The 21534-nt window shown below is 67.1% G+C and carries 20 protein-coding genes; 8 read left to right on the forward strand and 12 right to left on the reverse strand.

The window, feature by feature from the left end:
* Positions 1–21 precede the first annotated feature (21 nt).
* The 4 genes from U5775_RS18135 to U5775_RS18150 all read right to left on the reverse strand — a co-directional run bounded on the left by U5775_RS18135 (position 22) and on the right by U5775_RS18150 (position 2821).
* Entirely contained in the window at positions 22–189 is a 168-nt protein-coding gene (locus U5775_RS18135; protein WP_322059466.1) for a hypothetical protein, read from the reverse strand.
* 72 nt (positions 190–261) lie between these two features.
* Positions 262–552 (reverse strand): addiction module antidote protein, encoded by a 291-nt coding sequence (locus tag U5775_RS18140; RefSeq protein WP_322059467.1) that lies wholly within the window; start codon positions 550–552, stop codon positions 262–264.
* A 153-nt stretch (positions 553–705) separates the two neighbouring features.
* On the reverse strand, positions 706–1380 hold the full coding sequence (locus U5775_RS18145) for a hypothetical protein (protein ID WP_415913601.1): 675 nt from the start codon (positions 1378–1380) through the stop codon (positions 706–708).
* 46 nt (positions 1381–1426) lie between these two features.
* Positions 1427–2821, reverse strand: a complete 1395-nt coding sequence (locus U5775_RS18150; protein WP_322059469.1) for a selenium-binding family protein — start codon at positions 2819–2821, stop codon at positions 1427–1429.
* A gap of 272 nt (positions 2822–3093) precedes the next feature.
* Between U5775_RS18150 and U5775_RS18155 the strand changes: the two genes are divergently transcribed.
* The 3 genes from U5775_RS18155 to U5775_RS18165 all read left to right on the forward strand — a co-directional run bounded on the left by U5775_RS18155 (position 3094) and on the right by U5775_RS18165 (position 4420).
* The gene (locus U5775_RS18155) at positions 3094–3396 is read left to right on the forward strand and encodes a DUF4148 domain-containing protein (protein ID WP_322059470.1); all 303 of its coding nucleotides are present in this window, start codon (positions 3094–3096) and stop codon (positions 3394–3396) included.
* A gap of 356 nt (positions 3397–3752) precedes the next feature.
* The gene (locus U5775_RS18160) at positions 3753–3992 is read left to right on the forward strand and encodes a FitA-like ribbon-helix-helix domain-containing protein (protein WP_322059471.1); all 240 of its coding nucleotides are present in this window, start codon (positions 3753–3755) and stop codon (positions 3990–3992) included.
* Positions 3989–4420, forward strand: a complete 432-nt coding sequence (locus tag U5775_RS18165; RefSeq protein ID WP_322059472.1) for a type II toxin-antitoxin system VapC family toxin — start codon at positions 3989–3991, stop codon at positions 4418–4420. The genes U5775_RS18160 and U5775_RS18165 overlap by 4 nt, the downstream gene beginning before the upstream one ends.
* A 65-nt stretch (positions 4421–4485) precedes the next feature.
* Here the strand turns inward: U5775_RS18165 and U5775_RS18170 are convergent, their stop codons facing one another.
* From U5775_RS18170 to U5775_RS18195, 6 genes are all read right to left on the reverse strand, one after another.
* The gene (locus U5775_RS18170; protein ID WP_322059473.1) at positions 4486–6000 is read right to left on the reverse strand and encodes an efflux transporter outer membrane subunit; all 1515 of its coding nucleotides are present in this window, start codon (positions 5998–6000) and stop codon (positions 4486–4488) included.
* A complete protein-coding gene (locus U5775_RS18175; protein WP_322059474.1) occupies positions 5997–7007 on the reverse strand; it encodes an HlyD family secretion protein in 1011 nt (336 codons plus the stop codon). Before U5775_RS18175 ends, U5775_RS18170 begins: the two co-directional genes overlap by 4 nt.
* A 1-nt stretch (position 7008) precedes the next feature.
* A complete protein-coding gene (locus tag U5775_RS18180) occupies positions 7009–7218 on the reverse strand; it encodes a DUF1656 domain-containing protein (RefSeq protein ID WP_322059475.1) in 210 nt (69 codons plus the stop codon).
* Positions 7219–7255: 37 nt separating this feature from the next.
* Positions 7256–9436, reverse strand: coding sequence for an FUSC family protein (locus U5775_RS18185; protein ID WP_322059476.1), 2181 nt, complete (start codon positions 9434–9436; stop codon positions 7256–7258).
* A gap of 17 nt (positions 9437–9453) precedes the next feature.
* Positions 9454–9909, reverse strand: coding sequence for a MarR family winged helix-turn-helix transcriptional regulator (locus U5775_RS18190; protein WP_322059477.1), 456 nt, complete (start codon positions 9907–9909; stop codon positions 9454–9456).
* Between the two features lie 240 nt (positions 9910–10149).
* Positions 10150–10836: an HAD family phosphatase gene (locus U5775_RS18195; RefSeq protein WP_322059478.1), complete on the reverse strand. Its 687-nt coding sequence runs from the start codon at positions 10834–10836 to the stop codon at positions 10150–10152.
* A gap of 218 nt (positions 10837–11054) precedes the next feature.
* Here U5775_RS18195 and U5775_RS18200 point away from each other — a divergent pair, with 218 nt between their 5' ends.
* From U5775_RS18200 to U5775_RS18210, 3 genes are read left to right on the forward strand one after another with little or no spacing between them, the layout of a single operon-like run.
* Positions 11055–11687: a PAAR domain-containing protein gene (locus U5775_RS18200; RefSeq protein ID WP_322059479.1), complete on the forward strand. Its 633-nt coding sequence runs from the start codon at positions 11055–11057 to the stop codon at positions 11685–11687.
* A complete protein-coding gene (locus tag U5775_RS18205; RefSeq protein WP_322059480.1) occupies positions 11684–12328 on the forward strand; it encodes a type VI secretion system amidase effector protein Tae4 in 645 nt (214 codons plus the stop codon). The genes U5775_RS18200 and U5775_RS18205 overlap by 4 nt, the downstream gene beginning before the upstream one ends.
* Positions 12325–12669 carry a hypothetical protein gene (locus tag U5775_RS18210; protein WP_322059481.1) on the forward strand — a complete coding sequence of 115 codons (345 nt, stop codon included), beginning with the start codon at positions 12325–12327 and terminating at the stop codon, positions 12667–12669. Before U5775_RS18205 ends, U5775_RS18210 begins: the two co-directional genes overlap by 4 nt.
* 96 nt (positions 12670–12765) lie before the next feature.
* On the opposite strand, the gene U5775_RS18215 is transcribed toward U5775_RS18210, so the two are convergent.
* The gene (locus tag U5775_RS18215; RefSeq protein WP_322059482.1) at positions 12766–14775 is read right to left on the reverse strand and encodes a murein transglycosylase A; all 2010 of its coding nucleotides are present in this window, start codon (positions 14773–14775) and stop codon (positions 12766–12768) included.
* A gap of 45 nt (positions 14776–14820) precedes the next feature.
* Entirely contained in the window at positions 14821–17142 is a 2322-nt protein-coding gene (locus U5775_RS18220; RefSeq protein WP_322059483.1) for a serine/threonine-protein kinase, read from the reverse strand.
* A 404-nt stretch (positions 17143–17546) separates the two neighbouring features.
* Here U5775_RS18220 and U5775_RS18225 point away from each other — a divergent pair, with 404 nt between their 5' ends.
* Both U5775_RS18225 and U5775_RS18230 read left to right on the forward strand, forming a co-directional pair.
* On the forward strand, positions 17547–19838 hold the full coding sequence (locus U5775_RS18225) for a CHAT domain-containing protein (protein ID WP_322059484.1): 2292 nt from the start codon (positions 17547–17549) through the stop codon (positions 19836–19838).
* A gap of 1 nt (position 19839) precedes the next feature.
* On the forward strand, positions 19840–21519 hold the full coding sequence (locus U5775_RS18230; RefSeq protein WP_322059485.1) for a ShlB/FhaC/HecB family hemolysin secretion/activation protein: 1680 nt from the start codon (positions 19840–19842) through the stop codon (positions 21517–21519).
* The last annotated feature ends 15 nt before the right edge of the window (positions 21520–21534 follow it).

Raw genomic sequence — 21534 nt, forward strand, 5'->3', positions numbered from 1 at the left:
TCGTCGGGAGAGTGCGTTTTTTCAGCTAGTCCACGAGTGCTTGGGCGCTTTCTGTGGCACCCGCCCGCCGAGCTTTATCTTGAGCGAATGCGGCAGGGCCTCTTTGCTGGTTTTGAAATGCTTGAGGTCGTCGCCGGTCAGTTCCCGGACTTTGCCGTCCTTGTCAGTCAATGGTTTGCGCGTTGACATAATGCCTGGCCTCCCGATTAATTGCGCTTCAAGTCGACTGTGGCGAGGGACGATTCGAATTGGCTTGCGATTTCATGGCAGGGGTTTGAAAACGGTCTGAACACCGAGCGCCCGCAGAACTTTCTGGATCGTTTCGAAGCGAGGATGCGCGCCAGGTGCGAGCGCCTTGTACAGGCTCTCGCGACCGAGGCCCGCGTCCTCGGCGACTTTTGCCATCCCGCGCGCGCGGGCAACTGCTGCAATGGCGGCAAGCAGTACGTCGGGATTGGGGTCTTCTGCAGAAGCAGCGAGAAATTCTGCAATCGCTTCCTCACTGTCCAGATAGTCCGCTGCGTCGAACTGGTCGTATATCGTGGTTGTCATCGTTTACTCCGTCAATTCGCGTGCCATCTGGATCGCGCGCTTGATGTCCTGCTGTTGTGAGGCGTAATCACATTGTATCTAATCGGATACATGAAGGCAAGGACGATGGCTCCGCTCTGGGGGGAGCCAGCGCGCTGCGCCGCCGCGCACCCCTCACGCAGTAGCAATCATCAACGTACCCGTGGCCACCAGCGCGCCGCGCCAGAGCCAGTCGAAATTGACCCAGCCACGCCGCAGCACACCCAGTCCCACATATTCATAGGCCACGAGCGCGATAGCGGCGGTCGTCGCGAGCGTGACGAGCGTATGCAGCGCGGTGAACGCCACGGACACCTCAAGCGGACCCACCACCCCCGCACCGCTTGCCGCCGCTCCACCGCACATCGGCAGCAGCGCGGGCATGAGCATGAGTCCCGCGCCATGCAGCGTGGCCATCAGCGCCGACCAAGCCGCAAGGCCGAGAAAACCCGCCGTCATGCCCACGCGCACGCGATGCCGGTGCCCCCGGACATGCTGCCACGCGGCCCAGCCGATCAGCAGTGCGCCGAGCACCCAGTGCAGCCCGCTGGTGTGCATAAGCACAGGCAGCCACGCGCCCAGCACGGCGATCGAGCTCGTGAACAGCAGGATGGATGCGGCATGGCCGAGCGCGATGGGCGGCAGCGCCAGCAGCAGGGCCGTACGGCTGCGGCGCTGCAGCCCGAGCGCGGTGGCGAAGAGCCAGCCCATCGCGGGATTCGCGCCGTGAAAGACGCCGCTCGCCACCACGGCGCTCCAGGCGGCCCAGTGCGCGCCGAATGTACTGAATGTACTAAACAGACCGCCCATGCCGCTTTGCCCCCGTCTCGCCATGCGTGCCGCGCTGCGCGCACGCTCAGGGATAGCAGTACGAATCGGACGAGCAGTCGCCGCCTTCGAGCCGGACCTGATGCGGGCGATGCGTTTTCGGCCATTCCACGAAGAAGCGCTCGTCGAAAGCGAGCCCGCCTTCGGGCGCGGCGTCGAGCTTCACCATCCAGCCGTCGATGCCCTCGGGGTAGAACTGCGCGTCAATGGCGCCGTACAGCGAATTGGTGAAGTACACGCGTCGTCCGTCGCGGCTCACTTCCACCATCTGCGGGCCGCCGTTCAGCGCGCGGCCTTGCGCGCGCGGATGCGTGGCGCGCGAGACGATCCCGCCAATCCGCACGCAGCCTGTCAACTTCGGATGTTCGGGGTCCGAAACATCGTATTGGCGTAGATCGCCTGTGCCCCAGCAGGCGACGTAAAGGAAGCGGTCGTCGAGCGAGAGCGCGATGTCGGTGACGAGCGGCGGCACGGCGGCGAAGCCCTTGAGCAAGGGTGGGAGCGTCTCGGGATCGGCGGGCTCGGCGGGAATCTCGATGATCTTGCGCGCCGCCCACTGGTCGCCGTCCAGGTACCATTGCCAGATCGAGGCCGAGAGATCCTTGAGGCTGATGACCGAATTCACGAAGCCGTAGGGCTTCGTGGGGTCGTGCGCGGGCCGCAGCTCGAACACGAGCTGGTTTTCCGCGCCGAAGTCGAGCACCTGTTTGTGCCGGCGCGTATGCAGGTCCCAGAAGTGCAGCCGATGGCCGTACTGTCCGGCAAGCAGCACTTCGGGCACGAGGCCGTTCTCGAAGGTCGCGGGCAGGCCCCATTCGCTCGTCACGAGCGTGTCGTAGCCGAGATGCCACCAGCCGTCGTAGGCAAGCTGCTGCGGGCCGCGTTCGATTTCCCATTGGCCGAGGATGTCGAAGCTCTCATGGTCCATCAGGAAGATGCCGCCGGGCGCTTCGCCCTCGGCATTGGCGAGCGCGGTCACATAGATGCCGTCCGGCCCGCAGTGCACCGTATGGGGGCGCGTATAGCCGGCGCGCTGCGCGACGCTTTCGGGCTCGTGTACGCGCACGATTTTCGGGCGGCGCCCATCGGGCTTCGTATCGACGATGTGAATGCGCGACGAGCGTAATCCGGGCACGATCAGGTAGCGGCGCTCGGTATGCGCGTGCGGCGCGTTGGGGCACAGGCACGAACTGCACGCGTTCCAGCCGAAGTGATGGAGCTCGTCGCCGGTGTTCGGCATCGCGAGGCGATGGACGATCTGGCCGTATTCGGGCGAGGCGGGATCAAGGTCGATCACGTCGAGCGAGTCGGGCACGCTGCCGGTGGGGTCGAAACTCGCGACCCACGCGAGCGTTTCCGGCGTTGCCGTGGCCGCCAGGCGCGCAGAGGGATAAAAGCTGGGATCCGGCTTCCAGGTCGCCATCGCTACCTCCTTCGTGAGGTTTCCGAAGCGCTATCTTGCACCAGTGCGCGCGCGTTTGCAGGCTGTGTGTTGCGTCGCGCGCGTTTCGCGGCGCTTTATTCCTTGGGGAAAGAAGCATATGAGCCACGGTGATGAAGCGCGCGATTATACGTTCCGCGAAAACAGTGAATTCGCCGCACTGCCATTTATCCCGCGCCCGAGGCTTTCTAGACTGTATCCAACGGTTTGCGGCTTGTGCCCGACCGATATATCAAGTTACCGGAGGTACTGTCATGAAGTCGCTTCTCAAGGTTGTCGCGCTTGCCGCCGTGCTCGCGGTCCCCGCTGTTTCTTTCGCCCAGTCGCAATCGGATAATGGCCCTGTCACGCGCGAACAGGTGCGTGGCGAACTCAAGGCGCTCGAATCGGTGGGCTGGCGGCCGAACGTGGTTTCTCCGTTCTATCCCTCGGATTACCAGGCTGCCCGTGCACGTCTCGATGCGCGCGATAGCAGCGGCTATGGGTCGTCGATGGACGGCACGTCGCAAAGCGGTGCGGCGAGTAGCTACTCGGCGCCCGTGCGCATGGTGCATTGAGATTGGGTAAGTACCGCTTCGTGGGCCTGTAAGGTTTTGAAGCGGTAGCGTGACGCGCAGTGGTATCGCGCTTGAATGCGCTGCGCCGCATGAACGGAAACGTTTATGCGGCGTTTTCGTGTGGAAGGTCCTGGGGTGGGTGTATTGGAGTCCTGACCTAGGTTCGAACTACTGCGCTAGTCAGTCGAGCAGCACCGGCAAGCCGCCGAACTCGAATAATATTTCGAACTCCTTGACAATATCGGCAAGCATGGCCGGGTGAGCGAGGGGCGATTGATCGCAAATCCAACCGATACTATTTGATATCAAATGATATAGAATGATATCGTTGCAATCAATTATTGAGGGTGAGATCAATGCCATCCGTCACTGTTCGTAATCTGCCTGAAGAAACCCATCGCGCCCTGCGTGTCCGTGCCGCTACGCACGGGCGAAGCACCGAGGCGGAAATCCGGGCCATCCTCGAAAGCGCGGTCCGGCCCGAATCGCGTGTCAAGCTTGGGTCATTGCTGGCCGAGATTGGCCGGGAGGCGGGTGGCGTCGAACTCGAGATCGGGCGGGACAAGACGCCCAGCGATCCGGTGAGTTTTGAATGATCCTGCTCGACACTAACGTCGTCTCGGAGCCGCTGAAGGCGCCGGGCGACCTGAACGTGCTTGCGTGGATCGATGACCAGCTCCTCGAAACACTGTATCTGTCGACCATTAGCCTCGCTGAATTGCGTTTTGGTATCGCGGCGCTGCCCGAGGGCAAGCGTCGCGATACCCTGCAAACGAGTCTGGAGAGCCGTGTGCTGCCGCTCTTCGCGGACCGCATTTTGCCGTTCGATGAGCGGGCGTCGAAGGCGTACGCGGTTTTGCGCGCCCGCGCCCGTGCGAGCGGAAAAGCGATCGCGCCCGCGGACGGCTATATCGCCGCGATTGCCGCTGCGCACGGTTTTGCGGTTGCCACCTGGGACACATCGCCATTCGAGGCGGCTGATCTCACGGTGATCAATCCTTGGACATGGCGCCCGCAGACATAGCCTGGAATAGCGGGGCAGCGCGCCACGGTCCGATGTCGGTTCGCTGAGCGCCTACCCTCAATCGCTTATTGCGCAGCCTTCGGCCGATCAGCCCCGGAAGACTGCGCGGCGGGTTCCGCCTGTCCCGACGGCGCCAGCGCCGGCTTCTCCTGATCCGGCTCCCACCCCCCGCCCAGCGCGAGAAATAGCTTCACCTGATCGAGCGCCACCTGGCCTTCGGCCGACGCCACCTGGGCGTGCACGCCGGTGAGCGTGCGCGTCGCGTCGAGATCGGAGAGGAACGACTCGCGGCCCGCCGCAAAGAGGCGGTGCGTTTCGTCGGCGGACTGCTGCGCCGATGCATAGGCCGTGCGCAGCGCGTCGGCGCGCTGGTCGTCGGCGGCGTAGGTGGCGAGGCTCGTCTGCGTTTCGCGCAGCGCGTTGAGCACCACGCCGTCGAAGTGCGCGAGCGCCCCGGCCGTGGCGGCCTGTGCGCCTTCCACACGCGCGCGCTGGCCGTTCACGGGGAAGTTCCAGCTGATCAGGGGTCCGAACGACCAGCTATTGGTCTTCGACGAAAACAGATCGTCGGTGAGGCCGATCGTGCCCACGCCCGCGCCGATGCTGATCGACGGATACATTTCCGCCATCGCGACACCGATGCGCGCCGTGGACGAGGCGAGCTGGCGCTCGGCCTCGCGCACATCGGGGCGGCGGCGCAAGAGCGCCGCGCCGTCGCCAACCGGGATCGGCTGGGTCAGCTTCGGCAGGCGGTTGCAGGCAAGCGCGGCCGGCGGCAGGTCGGATGGCGCGCGCGCGAGCAGCATGGCGAGCTGGTATTGCGCGACGCGGCGGCGTCCCTCGAAGCGCGGAATGTCGGCGGCGAGTGTTTCCACTTGCGTCTGGCCGCGCGTCACGTCGGGCTGGTTGCCGCGGCCCGCGTCGCGCAGACGCTTCGAAAGCGCCACGCGCTGCTGCTGCAGCTTGAGCGATTCCTGCGCGATGGCGAGCTCCTCACCGGCCGAGCACGATTCGACATAGGCCTGCACGACACTGGCGACCACGGTGATGCGCGCGAGATCGGCGGCGGCGAGCACGGCCTCGTCGTCGGCTTGCGCCGCCTCCACGCCGCGGCGCAGCTTGCCGAACAGGTCGAACTCATAGGACACGTTGATGCCGAGGTCGCCGAGGTTGCCCACCGGCACCTTGCTGAACATCAGATATTGCTCGGCCGATACCTGGGCGCGCTGGAATCCGGCGCTCGCATTACCCGAGAAGCCGCCTTGCTGGCTGGCGACTTCCACCAGGGCGCGCGAGCGCGCGAGATTCGCGGCGGCCACTCGCAGGCTGGTGTTCGACTGGAGCGCCTGCTGGACGAGCTGGTCGAGCGTCGGGTCGTCGTAGAGACGCCACCAGTCGCTGGGTACTTCGTTCTGCGAAACGGGCGCGTGATCGGCGCCCGCGATGGCACCTTGCGCGAGCGGAGCGTTCACGAGCGCGTCCTGCGGCACCTTGTAGTTGGGGCCGAGGTTCATGCACGCGCCCAGCGCGATCGTGAGCGGCGCGAGCGCGAAGGAGCGCCAGAGACTGCGGCGCGTCATTGCGAGGCTCCGCTCGCCATCACGGGTGCGACGGCCGTGTTCGAAGCAGCAACCGCTCCGCTCGTGCTGTCCGTGCTGGCAGCATCGCTGGCGCTGCTCGCGCCGGCCGTCGCACCGCTCCGGGTCTTCTGCTTGTCGCTCTCTTCGGTGCGCACGGCGACGGTGGCCGTGCGGCCCGCGATCATGCGGAAGTCGTCAGGCACTTCGTCGAGCGCGACGCGCACCGGAATGCGCTGCGCGAGGCGGACCCAGCTGAACGCGGGGTTCACGTTCGGCAGCAGGTTGGGGCTTTGCTGGCGGTCGCGGTCCTCGATGGCGGCGACGATGCTCTGCACGTGGCCGCGCAGCGGACGCGGCTCGCCCATCACGGTGATCTCCACAGGCTGGCCGATACGGATGCCGTGCAGGCGCGTTTCCTCGAAGTAGCCATCCACGCGGAACGAATGCATGTCCACCACGGAGAGCTCGGCGCGGCCCGCCGTGACGTACTCGCCCACGCGCGGCGCGCGGTCGTTCAGATAGCCGTCCACGGGGCTCACGATGGTCGTGCGCTGGAGGTTCAGTTTGGCGGTGTCCACCTGGACTTGGGCGTCGGCCACGGCGGCCTCGCCCTGGTCCACTTTGGTGCGGCTCTCTTCGAGCGATTCGCTCGCGACGAGATTGCCGAGCGTGAGGTTGCGCGCGTACTCGCGCTTTGCCTGCGCGAGCGAGGCCTCGCGATTTTGCAGCGCGGCCTGCGCGAGGCGCAGCGCGAGCGAGTAGCGCGCCTGGTCGATCACGAACAGCACCTGGCCTTTCTTGACCGGCTGGTTGTCGACCACATCGACCTGGGTGATGAGGCCGCCCACGTCGGGCGCGACCTGGATCACGTCGGCGCGCACGCGGCCGTCGCGTGTCCACGGCGAGAACATGTAGTAGTTGACGATGCGCCACAGCACGAGCGCGGCCACGACGACGACGATGAGCGTCAGCAGGATCTGTCCTGCGGAGAACCAGGTTTTTTTCACGTTAGTTCACGAAGCGATGCGAGACGATGATGACGGCGGCCAGCACGAAAACATAAATGCCGAGATCGAAAATGGAACGATGCCATACGAGCCGATAAAAGCCGACGCGCGTGAGCACATTGCCGATCACGACATTGATGAGGTACGCGATCAGCATCAGCACGAGCACGGCGGGCACGAACACGCCGAAGATGTCGATTTCGCCGATCATGGTGCGGAAGTCGAAAGTAGATAAAAAGGTTGCGCGCTCATCGATTTATCCCCGAAGCGCTTTCGCCGGGACGCTGGGCGACCAGCGTGGGATAGAGCGAGAGGCGCAGGCCCACGAGCGCATGCAGCGTGTCGCGCAGCCAGCGCTGCGAGAAGCGCGCTTGCGGCGGAGTCGGCGATGGCGTTTGCGCGCTTTCGCCGGTCATGCCCGCAGCGCCCGCCGTGCCGGAATCCGCCGCATCGGCGGCTTCCTGCGCGAGGCCGCGCGTGGTCACGCGATGCAGCGCGTCGTCGATGGTGGCGAGCAGTGCGGGCGGGGCGTTCTGGCGTTCGCTCGCCTGCGCGCAGCGCGCGTAATGATCGCTTACGCCCGCGAGCACGCGGTCGATGGCGGCGGGCACGTCGCCGTCGAGCTTGCGGCGCGAACGGCGCAGGTCCAGCGCGTTGAGCGCGATGCGCAGGTCGCGAAAACTCTCGATCGAAGGATGGCGATGCTCGTCCGATGCCGCGAGACGCGGGATCAGCTGCATGAGCCGGTCGACCATGCGCGAGGCCAGATTGCGCTGATCGTCGATCGGCCCGGCGCCGGCGGAGAGCGCCACGTCCGACCAGCTCGAGCGCAACAGGCGCCTCGCCGCAAACTCCGCGCCGAACGGGCGCGTCACGCGCGTCCACACATAGGCGAACAGCAGGCCCGCGACGCCCGCGATATTACTGTTCAGGAATACGAAGAAGTCGGCCTCGTAGGCGCTCTGGATGCTGATGAAGGTGGCCGTGTTCACGGCCACGAGCATCGTCACCATGTTGAACGCGGGGCGCGGAATGAGCGTGCCGATCAGGATGAACGGCCCAGCGAACAACAGCACGAGCATCGCGAAGTCGTGCACTCTCGGCAGCACTACGAACAGATAGAGGCCCGCGAACACCACGCTCGCCGCGGTCGCGAGGAAAAAGCGGAACACCATGGGCGCGGGCTCGTCGAGCGCGGCAAAAAAGCAGCAGGCCACGGCCGCGAGCGTCACGGCGCCTGCGCCGTCGTGCCAGCCCGAGCTGACCCAGAGCCAGCAGGCCACGAGAATCGCGCTCATCGGCACGAGGCACGAGAACAGCATGAGGCCGCGGTCGTAGAAGCGCTCGGTGCCGCCGAGGCGCCAGTGCCGGTAGCGCGGCCGCCACGTGCCCGCTTCGTGCGCGATCAGCGCGCGCAATGTTCTGCAGTCCTGCCAGACGTCGATCACCTGGCCGAGGCGCCACAACGCGTTCGAGAGCAGCGCGCCTTCCCAGCTCGTGAGCGCGTCGTGCGCAGGCTGCAGCGCGGCCACGCGCGCGCGCAGGCTCTCGGCCACGGGGTCGCCCGCGTCGTCGTGGATCTCGGCGGCGCGCGTGGGCAGCGGGGCGTCGAACCATTTGGCCGCGTCGGCGAGCAGCGCGTCGAGGCCCTCGGGCCACGTATGCAGATCGCGCCGCAAGGCAATGAGCGGGTCGGCGAGCGCGGAAATCATCGGCAGAAACAGTTGCATGCGTCCGCGCAGGTCTTGCGCGCGCGCGACGATCTCCGGATGCGTGTGGTCGTAGCTCAGCTGGCTCAGCAGGAATTCGAGCTGGTTCACGGTGGCGGCCATGCGCTGCCGGCAGGCCGAAAGCGCCTTGCCCGCGATCTGGCCGGAGAGCGTTTCGCTGCCATAGAAGGCGGCGTCGCGGAACCACGCGTCGGCGCGCTCGATGAGCGTGGGCGCGAGCCGGCTCGGCAGGATGTTGCTGCCCACCACGCTCGCGCAGATGATGCCGAGCGTGATCTCCTGGGTCCGCGCGATGGCCACGTCGAAGATCGTCGAGGGATCGGTCACGGTGGGCAGCGCGATGAGCGGCATGGTGTAGCCCGCGAGCATGAACACGTAGCTGCGCGCGGTGCGGTCCGAAATCGCGAGATAGAGCATCGTGCCGGTCCAGAGCGCCACGATCACGCTGAACAGCAGCGGCGTTTCGACGAACGGCGGCACGAGCGTGATCGCGGCCGCTGCGCCGAGCGCCGTGCCGAGCGCGCGATAGAGCGCCTTCGAGCGCGTGGCGCCCACGAACGGGTTCGAGACGATATAGACGCTCGCCATGGCCCAGTACGGACGCGGCAGTTGAAACACCAGCCCGATATAGAGCGCGAGCATCGCCGCGGCGAAGGTCTTCACCGAGAAAAGCCAGTCGCGGATGGAGGGGTAAGTCATGGGGCCGCTTTCAGCTTTCAGTCATGAAGGGTGGCGTTGGCCGGGTCCGCCGCGTTGAACGCATTGAGCACGCGCAGCGCGGTTTCGAGCTCGGCGCGGCTCACGCCCTTGAGGACGCGCGCGCGCAGCGCACGCAGATCGTCCTCCATCTTCGCGGTGACGGCGCGGCCTTCGTTGGTGAGCGAGATGGTTTTGGCGCGGCGGTCGTCCGGATCTTCGTCGCGGCGCACGAGGCCCGCGGCGCAGAGCTGGTCGAGCAGGCGCACGAGCGAGGGACCTTCGATGCCCACGTGCTCGGCGAGCGTCACCTGGCGCACGGCCTCGCCGAGGCGCCCGGCGGTGAGCAGCGGCGCGGCACAGGCTTCGGAGACGTTGTAGGCGGCCAGCGCACCATGACTCGTGCGCCGCCATTTGCGGGCAGCCACGACGAGCGTGCTGCTGACGGCGAGACGTAAAGTATGAAGATTCGACATCGGCGCGATGATAGCGTAAAGCGATTCGGTAGCAAACTATCTTTTTCGGCTGCTTCTTGACGATTTTCCAGCCTGCGACGCCATCCACGGATGGTAGTGGAATGAGCGCGCGCGTGCTCTCTGGATGCTGTTTTTTGCTGCCCCGGCGCTTGCCCGTGTCGCGCGAACGCCACGGCGGCGGGTCAATTTCACAAGGGCTTCATGGCGATGCCGGACGCCGGTCCGGCGGCGCTGCTGACCTTAGTGCGCACCCCAGCTCGCGAGCAGGGCGGGCAGTTGCGCCATGTCCGTGAACACGTGCGCGACGCCGGCCTCGTGCAGCGCCTGGGCGCTGCTGTGGCCCGGCGTGCCGGGGCTGTAGCCGAACACGGTTGCGCCCGCCGCGAGACCGGCGCGCGCGCCCGTCACGGTGTCCTCGATCACGGCGCAGCGCTGCGGCGCCGCGCTCAGGCCCGCGGCCGCCGCGAGGTAGACGTCGGGATGCGGCTTGCTGCGCGGGGTTTCGTGGCCGCTGAAGATGCGCCCTTCGAAGCAGTCGAGCAGGTCCACCTTGCGCAGTTGCAGCTCGACCTTGTGGCGATCCGCGCCCGAGGCCACCGCGATGCGCCCGCCAAAGGCCGCATGCACGGCGCGCACCGCGGCCGGCGCGCCCGGGATCTCGACGAGGTCGCGCTCGAGCGCCGTGTTGCGGCGCGCGCGAAAGCTTTCGAGCCAGGCCTCGGTGAGGCGAAAGCCCGTATGCCGCTCGATGCGCGCCGCCTCGTCCTTCACCATCTTGCCGACGAAAATGCCCATCGCCTCGTCGACGGAAAGCGTCCAGCCGAGTTCGTCGAGCATCTGGACCAGCACGATATGCGTGATGCGTTCCGAATCGACGAGTACGCCGTCACAGTCGAAGAGCACGGCGTCGAAGGGGGTTTGGGGCATGGTTTGAAGCGCTTGCCGGGCTGGGCTGGCGAAAGCCTGGTGAAAGATTGGTGTGGCGGTTGGCGGTTGTGACTCGCAAGAGCGCGATGATAACCGGGATGCGGCGAGGGCATCGGATTGGCGCGCAGAGGTGGGGGCGGTTGCAGTGGCGTCAGTCCAGTGTGAATTGCCTCTGACCTTGGTCACGCGATGTCCCGGTTTTCGTGGACGAAGCGCGGATGGACGCCGACATTGCAGGGTCGATGGGGCGCAGCCGTCCGGTTGATGCAGCCTTCGCGTGCTATGAGGGGACAAACTCCATGATGCGTCGATACGTTTGTATTGGTGACCAACCCGAAACGGGCGGCTACATAGAACCTTTCGGGTCAGGAAGACCATTCAGCATCCGCGGCAGGCCGGCCGCCAATATCGGAAGCCTGGCATTTTGTAACGCCTGCAAGACCGCGGGTCCGATCGCCAAGGCTGGCGGCCCGCGCCGGCATATTCACTGTGGCGTGGCGTTGGCGCTCGAAGGCGACATCGTGTGTTGCCAGTGCTCCGAGCCGCCGCGCCTGCTGGCCGATCCGAACTGTACTTCCTGGTTTGAGGATTCCGGCGCGGCAAGGGGTATGCGGGCGACCGCGCACGACGTAGCGGCCGCTCCATCGGATATACGATTCGACGAGCAAGCCCATCTCGTATCGGCATTCATCGCCGGGATGCCTTTTTATATCGAGCTTGCTGATGGACGGACGTTTTCAGGGAAAGCTGAGGCTAATGGGCTGCTGCCTCGCATTGATACCGAAGGCGAGAGCGAGTACATGGTCTATTGGGGAGACGAAGCGCTTGCAAGAACGGGAGGCGCACAATGAGTGTCCTTGCCCAGCGCGTTCGTGTGAAAACAAACGCTACGAAGGGATCCGTATGCAAGATTCATGTTCGCGCCACGACATTCGCAGACCTTTGGGGCAACTATGTAACGGGCGATCCATATCGGGACGAAGCTGGCAAGGTGCCGCCAGGATACAGCAACCAATGCGCGATTCGAATGAGCGCTACATTTCACAAGATCGGCATCGAAATGAAGTCGTTTACGCCAGCGAACGTCACAATAAAATCCGGCGACCAATTTGGACGCATCTTGCTCGACGGTAAATTCACTGCGACGCGAGCGGATCAACTTGGTTCATGGCTGAGCAAGCAACCCTTTTGCGGCTTGCCCCAAAAGCCTGAGGACGTCACAGGGAGCGATTGGGAATCCAGGATCCGTGGGCGTACGGGAATCGTCATGTTCGACAGTTACTGGGCACGGCACGGCGAGTCCGCGGCGACCTCGAGCGGCGGACATATCGATCTTTGGAACGGATCGCGATTGACGATTTCCGGTGCGTTGGATTTATTGAGCGTGATTGGAAGAAGGTTGGGTATATCGAGCGCACGAATACCCGGCACGTCAATGGGATATTCCGATTTGAGCCGCTCGAAAACGATACTGTTCTGGGAGGTCATGTGAAACGCATCGGTTGGGCGGCACTGTTTTTCATCGTCGGAATCGTAACGACGTGGGCGGCGATGTGGACGACCAGTCATATGCCGCACAAACTGCAACTCAACCTTATGCCGCGAATATCGGGTGACTGTGACGAAATAGGCCCATGTTCCTTACCCTGGTGGGCTTCTTCGCTTTTCCTCGTATACGTGCTTGGACCATCGCTCGCATTTGCCCTGACCGGTTGGCTGAGCGCGCGCCCCGGCGTCGATCACGTCAAGGGTGTGCCACGACTTGTTCGCTTGATCATCGGGACGGTGCTGTTTTACTTCGTCGCCTCTGCAATTGGCCGGGGCCTGGCTTAAAAGCAGAAACGCCAACCGGAATTCGTGTGCGCGAACAAGCGAATACGCGCACACGCGAACCGACGGGAGCGCGCATATCCGACATGCCCATTCCCCTCACTGCCCACCCCCCACATCATCATCCACACACAATTGCGGGTCCGCCACGAGGCAATCCGCATTCGACTGCGCATTTGACTGGCTCGACAGCCCGCGCGTCTTCGTCGCCGATTCCTGCGCGGCCACGTGCAGGCCTTTGGGCAGCAGCAGCCACATGCGCAGACGCTCCTTCGTGCGGCTCGCCTCGTTTTGCGCGAACTGCCCGAAGCCATAGAAATAATCGGCGCGCACCGCGCCCTGGATCGCGCCGCCCGAGTCCTGCGCCATCATCAGGCGATTCACGGCGCCGGGCGTTTGCGGGTCGTCGCGCGTGGCGACGAACACGGGCGCGCCGAGCGGCGTCGTGCGCGGGTCCACGGCCACCGAGCGTCCCGCCGAAAGCGGCACGCCGAGCGCGCCGATCGGCCCGTTCGGCGAGTCGGGGATCGGCCGGAAGAACACGTAGCTCGGATCCGAGGTCGCGAAGGCGTGCTTCGGATGCGCGTTCGCGTCGAGCGCCGTGGCGATGCTCGCGCCGCCGCCGCCGCTCGTGGCTGCCGCTGCCGTTCCCATGCCACCCACGTTCGCCGTTTTGGCGGGCGGCTGCTGCGCATTCGCGACGGCGGCCCGCGCGGCGCCGCTCGTCGACGGGCCCACGTTGGCGAGCTTGAAGCCGCGCAGCAGCGGCGAGACGGGCTGGTCGTCTTCGCTGTCGTTCGCGCCCGTCGACGAGGCGCCGCTGTCCTGCGATCCCGCAGACGTGCCCGGTGTGCCTGGCGCGCCCTGTGGTCCGTTGGCGTCGGCGATGAGGTCGGGGCTGCCGCTGTCGTTGTTGCTGTCGTCGTCGGCGACGTCGATATCCATCTCGATGCCGCGCACCTTGAGCTTGCGTCCGCTCGCGCCCGCGTGCGCGATGGGCGGCAGGAAGGGCCGGCCGTTCTGCTCGGCATAGGCCACGCGGCGGATCGTGCCGTCGCGCATGCGGATCTTGCCCGAGCCCTGCATCTGCATCGAATAGAGCAGCACGGGGTCGTCCACCCACGCGAGCACCGGCGCGCGCGCGGCGCCGCGCTCGATCTCGGCGCGCGTGTAGTACGGCACGATGCGATCGCCGTCCCGACGCAGACGCATTTTCTTGTCGCGGATATCGGGCACGCTGTCGCGCAGGTCGAGCGCGTAGACGCCCTTCGCGCTGCCCGGCATCGTGCCCGGCAGCGGGATCACCGTGCGGCCTTCGAGGCGCGCCGCCGTGATGCTGCCGCGCGCCGCGCCGCCGAGCCGGCGCGCGTCGAGGTAGAGCATGTCTTCAGGCACGCCGTAGACCGGGTAGACGTAGGCGCCGCCGTACTGGCGGCTGCCGTTCAGGAGCGGCTCGTAATAGCCGGTCATGGTGCCGTCGCTGCTACGGTCGGTGTTGCGGATCTGGTAGACGTCGAAGTACGTCTCGAAGAAGTGGCGGATGGCGGCGGCGCTGGCGACGTCGACGTTGCGCACGGCGGCGCAGGGCGCGGCCCAGCCGCTGCGCGAGCCGAGCACGCCGCAACTGCGCTTGAAGGCGTCGAGCGAGCCGCTGAGGTCGTCGGCGTTCCAGCCTGGCAGATCGGAAAAGCGCGCGGCCTGGTACCACGCGTGGCGTGTGGCGAAGGCGGCGGCAGGTGGGGCGGCTGGGTTTGGTGGAGCGGTTGATGTGGTCGATGCGGCAGATGCAGCCGATCCAGTCGATCCAGCGGGCGGCGTACCCGGTTGCGGCGCAGCCGTCGCCGACTGCATCGCCGGGCTTGCCGGAATTGCCGGGTTCGCCGATCCCGCCATCGCGGCCGGATTCGCGGCCACGGTTGGCGCCGACGGCGATTGAGCCGCATTCGCAACAGACGTCGTGGCCGGCGCTTGCACGGCCATTGCCGCTTGCGCGCTGCCGGCCTGCGCATGCTCCGCCGGCCCGATCACCACCGAGCTGGCCGGATTGTCGCTCGCGCAGCCGGCGAGTGCGGCCGCTGCCGCGGCGAGCAGAAAGAGCGATCGGTCCATGACGGTCTCCTGTCGATCCGGAGTGGGTGCTTCAGTTGCCGGGGCCTAGCCGCCGTTGTCGCCAACCACGTCGATTTCGAACGTCGCCGCGCCGAACGCATTGTTGCAACCGGCGGCTCCTGCCGCCGCGCCAGGCTTCGCGCAGCGCGCCTTGCCCGCGAACGGCGAGTAGTCCGCCGTGCGCCGCGCCGCGGCGGCGCGTTGCGCGCGCGCCGGGAAATCGGCGAAGACGTCGCCGTTGTGCAGCCCGGCGCCCGAGAAGTCGCGCACTTCGGGCGACACGATCACGAGAAAGTGGATGGGGCCCGCGGGCGCGTCGGCGAGCATCGGCCAGCTCGCGCGCGGCAGCGTGAGCGTCTGCCCGGCGGCGATCGTGTTGGCCTTGTCGCGTCCGTTGGGCAGCAGCATCAGATAGTCGCCCTGAGGATCGACCATGAACGCGTAGACGCGGCCCGCGCGGTTGCTCGTCACCTGGAACTGCAGGAAGTCTTTCTTGATGCGCGCGGTCGTGCTGCGCAGCGTCGTGTGCACGTCGATCGACGGGTCGGCGAGCGTCACGATGCGCTCGAACTCGCTGGCCGGCGTGTAGGGCGCGAGCGCGGCGGTTGGTGGCGCGGCGTTCGCGGGCGCGGTGGGTGCCGTGGCGGCGGTGGTTGGCGTTGTCGGCGCGGCCGTTTCCGGAGCCGGCGAGGCCGTGACCGCGGCCGGCGGTGGCACGGGCGGCAGGCTGGTCGCGGCGCCGGTGCTGGCGGGCGAGGTTGCCTGAGTTTGAGCGGGTGCCTCGGCACCCGGCGTGTTGACGTGCTGATTGACGTGCTGGCTCACCAGCGGCGGAGCCCCCGTGGGCCGCAGCGCGAGCCAGGCCCCCACCGCGGCGACGATGGCCACGCCCGCGCCCACTGCCGCGAGCGGCGCGCGGCGCTTGTGCGGGGCGGTCGGTGTTGCACCGGCGCCAGCCGCCGCGCGCGTGGGCGCCGATCCCGCTGCCGCCGTTCCCACCGCAGCGGCCGCCGAAGCCGACAAACCACGAACCCCCGCCGATCCAGACGAGGGCGCCGACGCCCGCGACCCTACCGCCGACGCCCCATCCCCCGGCAGCGGCAGCGCCGTCTCCCCCTCACGCAGCGCATAGGGCTGCGTGAATTCGAGCCCCGCGCCCGCCTGACCCGCCGCGCCATCGCCGCCGGGCGCGAGCCCCAGCTCGGCCGCGAGCGCGCGCACGTCCTGCGGACGGTCCTCGGGCCGCACCGCGAGCGCGTGGTCGATGGCGCGCAGGAACGCGTCGCTGTAGCGCCCCGCCGCCGTGGTCGCGAGCGGCGCATAGGTGTCGCCCATCAGCCGGCCCACGGAAGCGGGCGGCGTCTTGCCCTCGATCGCGTAATAGACCACGGCGGCGAGCGCGTAGATATCGGTCCACGGGCCCTGCTTCATCGACGGCACTTCGGCGTATTGCTCGACGGGCGCGTAGCCGGGCTTGAGGATCACGGTGAGCGCCTGGGTCATGTCGCCGATCACGCGCCGCGCCGCGCCGAAGTCGAGCAGCAGCGGACGCTGGCTGCCCTTGAGCAGCATGATGTTGTCGGGCGCGATGTCGCGATGGAAGCACTGCGCCGCATGCATGACCGCGAGCGCCTCGACGAGCGGCGCGAGCAGCGCGCGCAGCCACGCCTCGGTGGGCGGCGCGCCGAGCTGGCGCAGCGTCTCCTTGAGCGTCACGCCTTCGTAGTACGGCATCACCATATAGGCGGTGCCGTTGGCCTCCCAGAAGCGGTAGACCTTGACGAGCGAATGATGGTCGAACTGCGCGAGCAGCTGCGCCTCGTTGATGAAGCTCTTGAGCCCCGCGCGGAAGGTGTCCTCGTGGCGCTGCGAGCGCACCGTGACTTCGGCGCTGCCCGCCACGCGCGCGGCGAGCGCGGCCGGAATGTACTCCTTGAGCGCCACGTGGCGGCGCAGCAGCGTGTCCCAGGCGAGGTAGACGATGCCAAAGCCGCCTTCGCCGATCAACCCGACGATCTCGAACTCGGCGATGCGCGTATTGAAGGGCAGGGCCTGGTGGCCCGCTTCGGACATGGCCGCGGCTGGACTTGCCACGCTCGTCGCGCTTGTTGCAGTTGCCGCGCTCGCCTCTGCTGGCGTCGTCTGCGAGTTCGCCTGAGAAGCTTGTGCCTGCACGGGCGCTGGCGTTGATGTTGACGTCTGCGCCGGCTCCGCGCCTTCGGTCTTCGCCGCCGCCTCATCGGCTGGCGGCGCGTGCAGCGATGCGTTGTGAATCACCGTCGCGGCCGTTGCGTCGTCCGCGCGTGGCGCGTCCTGCCCGCCCGATGCGGACACGATGACCGTCTTGTCGTCAGTGCTGCTGCTCATCTAGCGAAGCTCCGTGGCAGACGCGGCCTTGCGTGGGCGCGGCCGCGCGGGCTGGGCGCTCGCCCATCCAGTTTCTAGACGATTCGGCGCGGCCGATTTTGAAAGTGTAGTGGTTGCGTGCGCCGCCGGTGCGGGCGTGCGGGCGCCTGCCTGTGTGCGCTACCGCACACGAAATTTTTTCGCGTGCTTTCAAAAAACCTGTGTCCGGTTCGTTTAACTCGTATGAAATGGCCCGCCGGACCGGTTCCGGCTGCGCGCTCAGGGCCTGGTCGCGTGATGTTTCTTTCCCGCAGGAAAGCGAAGTGAACGAACTCGAACATCTAATGACCCAAGAGCAGGCTGGCGCGCGTCGCGCACGGTGCACAGGGCGCCCATCGTGGGCCGCGCGCGCGAGGACGGCGCGCGTGCCGCTCGCGAGAGTCGTGGCCGTGGCGCTGTGCGCGCTGCTGCTCGGCGTGGGCGCGGCCCCCGGCGCGAATGCGGCCGATGGCGCGGACAACGGCGCAGGATCGGGCGCGACCAACGGCACAAGCAACGGCGCAAGCAACGGCGCCGCGCCCGTCAAGGCCAAAAAGCCCGCGAAAGGCGCGGCTACGGGCGCGGCCAACAGCGCGACCACCGCCGCAAACGCCAACGCGCCCGCCGCCGGGCTCGCGCCCGAGTCCCAGGGCTTCCGCGAGGCCGCCGAGCGCGAGCGCGACGCGGAAACGCTCAAGTCGCTCACCGACGAAGGCCGCCTCCTGCTCTCGCGCGACCGCGTCGCGCTGCCGGCCTACGACTACTGCAGCATGTCGGTGGCGGCGGCGGAGCGGGGTGACTTCCGCGACAGCATCAACGCGGCGGCGCGCGCGCTCGTGGTGGCCGAGCGCACCGACAACGCCGACCTGGTCGCGCTCTCCAAGCGCGATCTCGCGATCGCCTACAGCTACGCGGGCGACCTCGACGACGCCGACAAATACGCGCGCGAGGCGCTCGCCTCGCATCCGAAGCAGCCCGACCAGGTGTTCGCGCCCGCCAACAAGGTGCTCGGCGACGTAGCGCTGCGCCGCGGCGACGCGCAAGGCGCGCTCGCGGCTTACGACGACGCGCTGCAAACGGCCTCGCCGCGCTTCAAGCCGCTAGTACTGCTCTCCATCACCAACGCGCAGATCGCGGCCGGCGACACGGCCGCCGCGCGCAAGACGCTCGACTCGGCGGGGCCGCCCGCGAGCTCCGAGCTCGCGCCCGCCTACGGCCGCATCGAAGGCAAGCTGCTGCTCGCCGAAGGCAAGGCCGCCGATGCGCTCAAGGTCTACCAGGCGCAGCTCGGTGGCACAGGCACGAGCGAGGCCAATTACGACAACCTCTGGGTGCACGAGGGCATCGGCCGCGCCTACCTCGCGCTCGGCGACAAGGACCACGCACGCGAAGCCTATCTGCAGGCCGTGGAGGACTCCGAAAAGATTCGCGCGCGCTTTCGCAGCGACGAGTTCAAGACGGGCCTGTTCGGCGACACGCAGTCGGTCTTCGAAGAGGCGATCAAGCTGACCGTCGATGCGGGCGACTACGAGGGCGCGTGGAATCTCTCCGAGCGCAGCCGGGCGCGCGCGCTGCTCGACGTGGTGCGCAACCGCGTCGACGCCGGCGTGGACGACCAGCAGCTCAACGGCACCGTGCCGACGCTCCAGGCGGTGCGCGACGCGCTGCGGCCCAACGAAGCCATCGTCGAATACCACAGCCTGAAGGACACGCTCGTGGTGTGGGTGATCCGCAAGAGCGGCCTTTCGGGCCACACGCTGCCGCTCAAGCGCGCCGACATCGACACCGCCGTGACCGACGTGCGCAACGCCATCGTGCACCGGAGCAAGAACGCGATCACCTACGGCGACAAGCTCTACGCACTCCTGATCGCTCCGCTCGCGCTGCAGCCCGGCGAGCGCCTCATCATCGTGCCGCACGGCGCGCTCCACTATCTGCCGTTCCAGGCGCTGCACGGCCCCGGCGGCTTCCTGATCGAGCAGCATCCCATCGCGCTCGAACCGTCCGCGAGCGTGGCGTTGCAGCTCGAAGCGCGGCGTCAGCAAGTGGCGAGCAACCTCGTGGCGTTCGGCAATCCGCAGATCGCGCCCGCCTATGCGCTGCCCGGCGCGCAGGCCGAGGTGGAGGGCATCGCGCCGCTGTTCGCGACCAAGGAGCTGTTCCTGCAAAGCGCCGCCACGCGCGCGCAGTTTCGCGAGAGCGCGCCGGGCGGGCGCGTGCTCCACGTCGCCACGCACGCCCAGGCCGACACCATCGACCCGCTGCACTCGCGCATCCTGCTCGCGCCGGCCTCGCAGCCCGCCGACGGCCCCGACTCGCTGCTCGCGCTCGACGTCTACAACCTCAAGCTCAACAACGTCGCGCTCGTCACGCTCTCGGCCTGCGAAACCGGGCTCGGCCGCATCGCGCGCGGCGACGAAATCCTCGGTTTCACACGCGCGTTCTTCTATGCGGGCGCGACGAGCCTGATCGTCTCGATGTGGCCGGTCGCCGACGAATCCACGGCGATCACGATGCGCACGTTCTATTCGCAGCTTTCGCAGGGCAAAGAAGCGATCGACGCCATGCGCGCCGCGCAGCTCGCCGTCATGAAGGAGCCGCGCTTCGCGCATCCGTTTTTCTGGGCGCCGTTCGACCTGATGGGCGGCTGGCGTCTTTCCATCGCGCGCGGATCATGACATGAAAAAAGGAATCCGAACGATTGCCGCGCTCGCCTCGGCGAGCAGCGCGATCGCCTGGGGACAGACGTTGCCCAACTCGGGCACGCTCCTGAACCAGACGCAGCCGCGCGAGACCCGCCCCGCGCCACCGGGCGGCGCGGGCGCGCTGCCCGCGGTGCCGCAGGAGAACGCGGGGCCCGCGCAGCCGGGCGGCACGCAGTTCGTGCTCAAGGGCATCACGCTCAAGGGCAACGACACCATCGCGAGCGACGAGTTGCTGGCGCCCGTGCAGGGCAAGATCGGCAGCGAGGTGAACTTCGCCGACCTGCAGGCCATTGCCGCGCAGATCACGCAGATCTACCGCTCGCGCGGCTACGTGCTCGCCCAGGTTGTGATCCCGCCGCAGGACGTGAGCTCGGGCTACGTGACGATGAGCGTGCTCGAAGGGCGCGTGGGCCACGTGCGCCTGAACGTGGCCGCGGGCACGCCGATCAAGGAGTCGCTGCTGCGCGCGCGCGTGGAGCAGATCCCGGTGGGCGCGCCTCTGCAGCAGCAGGTGCTCGAGCGCACCATGCTGCTGCTCTCCGACTTGCCCGGCATCACCGTGACCTCGGCCATCGAGGCCGGCAGCGAGCCCGGCACCGTGGACCTCACGATCAGCGTCGCGCCCGCGAAGCGCTGGACCTTCGCCGTCGATCTCGACAACTACGGCGCCTCCACGAGCGGCACCTGGCGCCTGGGCGCGCTCGCGCGGCTGAACTCGCCGTTCGGCATCGGCGACAACCTCGACCTGCGCATCCTCGGCGCCGAGCGGCTAGACACCGCGTATGGCCGCGTGGGCTACGAGGCGCCGGTGAACGCATACGGCACGCGCGTGGGCGTGGCCGTGGCGCGCCTCAATTACACGCTCGGCAAGGAGTATTCCTCGCTCGACGCCAGCGGCGACGCCACCGTGGTCGACTTCACGGTCACGCATCCGCTCTTGCGCACGCGTAACCAGAACCTGCTCGCGCGCGCGAATTTCGAGTACCGCGATCTCTCGGACAACATCGGCATCGTCGACGACCACGACCGGCGCTCGATGGTCGAAGGCAGCGTGGGGCTCACCTACGAGAGTCGCGACGCGTTCTTCGGCGGCGGCTTCAACAGCGCCGACATCGAGCTCTTGATCGGCAGCCTGCATTTCAAGGACGCCGCGAACTACGCCGTCGACCAGTCGGCGTTCGGGCGCAACACCGCGGGCAACGAAGTGCGCGCGACGTTCTTCGCCAACCGCCTGAACGCGGTGACCGAGAAGGTGAGCCTGTTCGTCGGGTTCTCGGGGCAATGGGCGGGCACCACGCTCGACAATTCCTCGCGCTTCCTGCTGGGCGGCCCGCACGCGGTGCGCGCCTATTCGCCCTCCGAAGGCCTCGTCGACGAAGGCTTCGTGGCGACGGCCGAACTCCGTTACGCGGTGAACTCGAAGATCACCGCGTTCACGTTCTTCGACTTCGGCACGGGCTGGTACAACGCGAATCCGCGTCCGGACCAGGGGCCGAACAACATCACGCGCAGCGGCGCGGGCATTGGCGCGTACCTCGCGCTGCCGTACGGATTCTCATGGCAGGGCACCGTGGCGTGGCGCACGACCTCGCCCGATACGACCGGCAACGACAAGCTGCCGACGTTCTACATGCAGTTGAGCAAGACGTTTTGATGCGGCCGGCCAGGT

The sequence above is a fragment of the Paraburkholderia sp. J63 genome, assembly GCF_905220245.1.
Lineage (GTDB): Bacteria > Pseudomonadota > Gammaproteobacteria > Burkholderiales > Burkholderiaceae > Paraburkholderia.

Coding starts and splice junctions, on each gene's coding strand:
- U5775_RS18135 (WP_322059466.1), bottom strand. CDS start 189: ATGTCAACGCGCAAACCATTGACTGACAAGGACGGCAAAGTCCGGGAA.
- U5775_RS18140 (WP_322059467.1), bottom strand. CDS start 552: ATGACAACCACGATATACGACCAGTTCGACGCAGCGGACTATCTGGAC.
- U5775_RS18145 (WP_415913601.1), bottom strand. CDS start 1,380: ATGGGCGGTCTGTTTAGTACATTCAGTACATTCGGCGCGCACTGGGCC.
- U5775_RS18150 (WP_322059469.1), bottom strand. CDS start 2,821: ATGGCGACCTGGAAGCCGGATCCCAGCTTTTATCCCTCTGCGCGCCTG.
- U5775_RS18155 (WP_322059470.1), top strand. CDS start 3,094: ATGAAGTCGCTTCTCAAGGTTGTCGCGCTTGCCGCCGTGCTCGCGGTC.
- U5775_RS18160 (WP_322059471.1), top strand. CDS start 3,753: ATGCCATCCGTCACTGTTCGTAATCTGCCTGAAGAAACCCATCGCGCC.
- U5775_RS18165 (WP_322059472.1), top strand. CDS start 3,989: ATGATCCTGCTCGACACTAACGTCGTCTCGGAGCCGCTGAAGGCGCCG.
- U5775_RS18170 (WP_322059473.1), bottom strand. CDS start 6,000: ATGACGCGCCGCAGTCTCTGGCGCTCCTTCGCGCTCGCGCCGCTCACG.
- U5775_RS18180 (WP_322059475.1), bottom strand. CDS start 7,218: ATGATCGGCGAAATCGACATCTTCGGCGTGTTCGTGCCCGCCGTGCTC.
- U5775_RS18185 (WP_322059476.1), bottom strand. CDS start 9,436: ATGACTTACCCCTCCATCCGCGACTGGCTTTTCTCGGTGAAGACCTTC.
- U5775_RS18190 (WP_322059477.1), bottom strand. CDS start 9,909: ATGTCGAATCTTCATACTTTACGTCTCGCCGTCAGCAGCACGCTCGTC.
- U5775_RS18195 (WP_322059478.1), bottom strand. CDS start 10,836: ATGCCCCAAACCCCCTTCGACGCCGTGCTCTTCGACTGTGACGGCGTA.
- U5775_RS18200 (WP_322059479.1), top strand. CDS start 11,055: ATGGACGCCGACATTGCAGGGTCGATGGGGCGCAGCCGTCCGGTTGAT.
- U5775_RS18205 (WP_322059480.1), top strand. CDS start 11,684: ATGAGTGTCCTTGCCCAGCGCGTTCGTGTGAAAACAAACGCTACGAAG.
- U5775_RS18215 (WP_322059482.1), bottom strand. CDS start 14,775: ATGGACCGATCGCTCTTTCTGCTCGCCGCGGCAGCGGCCGCACTCGCC.
- U5775_RS18220 (WP_322059483.1), bottom strand. CDS start 17,142: ATGAGCAGCAGCACTGACGACAAGACGGTCATCGTGTCCGCATCGGGC.
- U5775_RS18230 (WP_322059485.1), top strand. CDS start 19,840: ATGAAAAAAGGAATCCGAACGATTGCCGCGCTCGCCTCGGCGAGCAGC.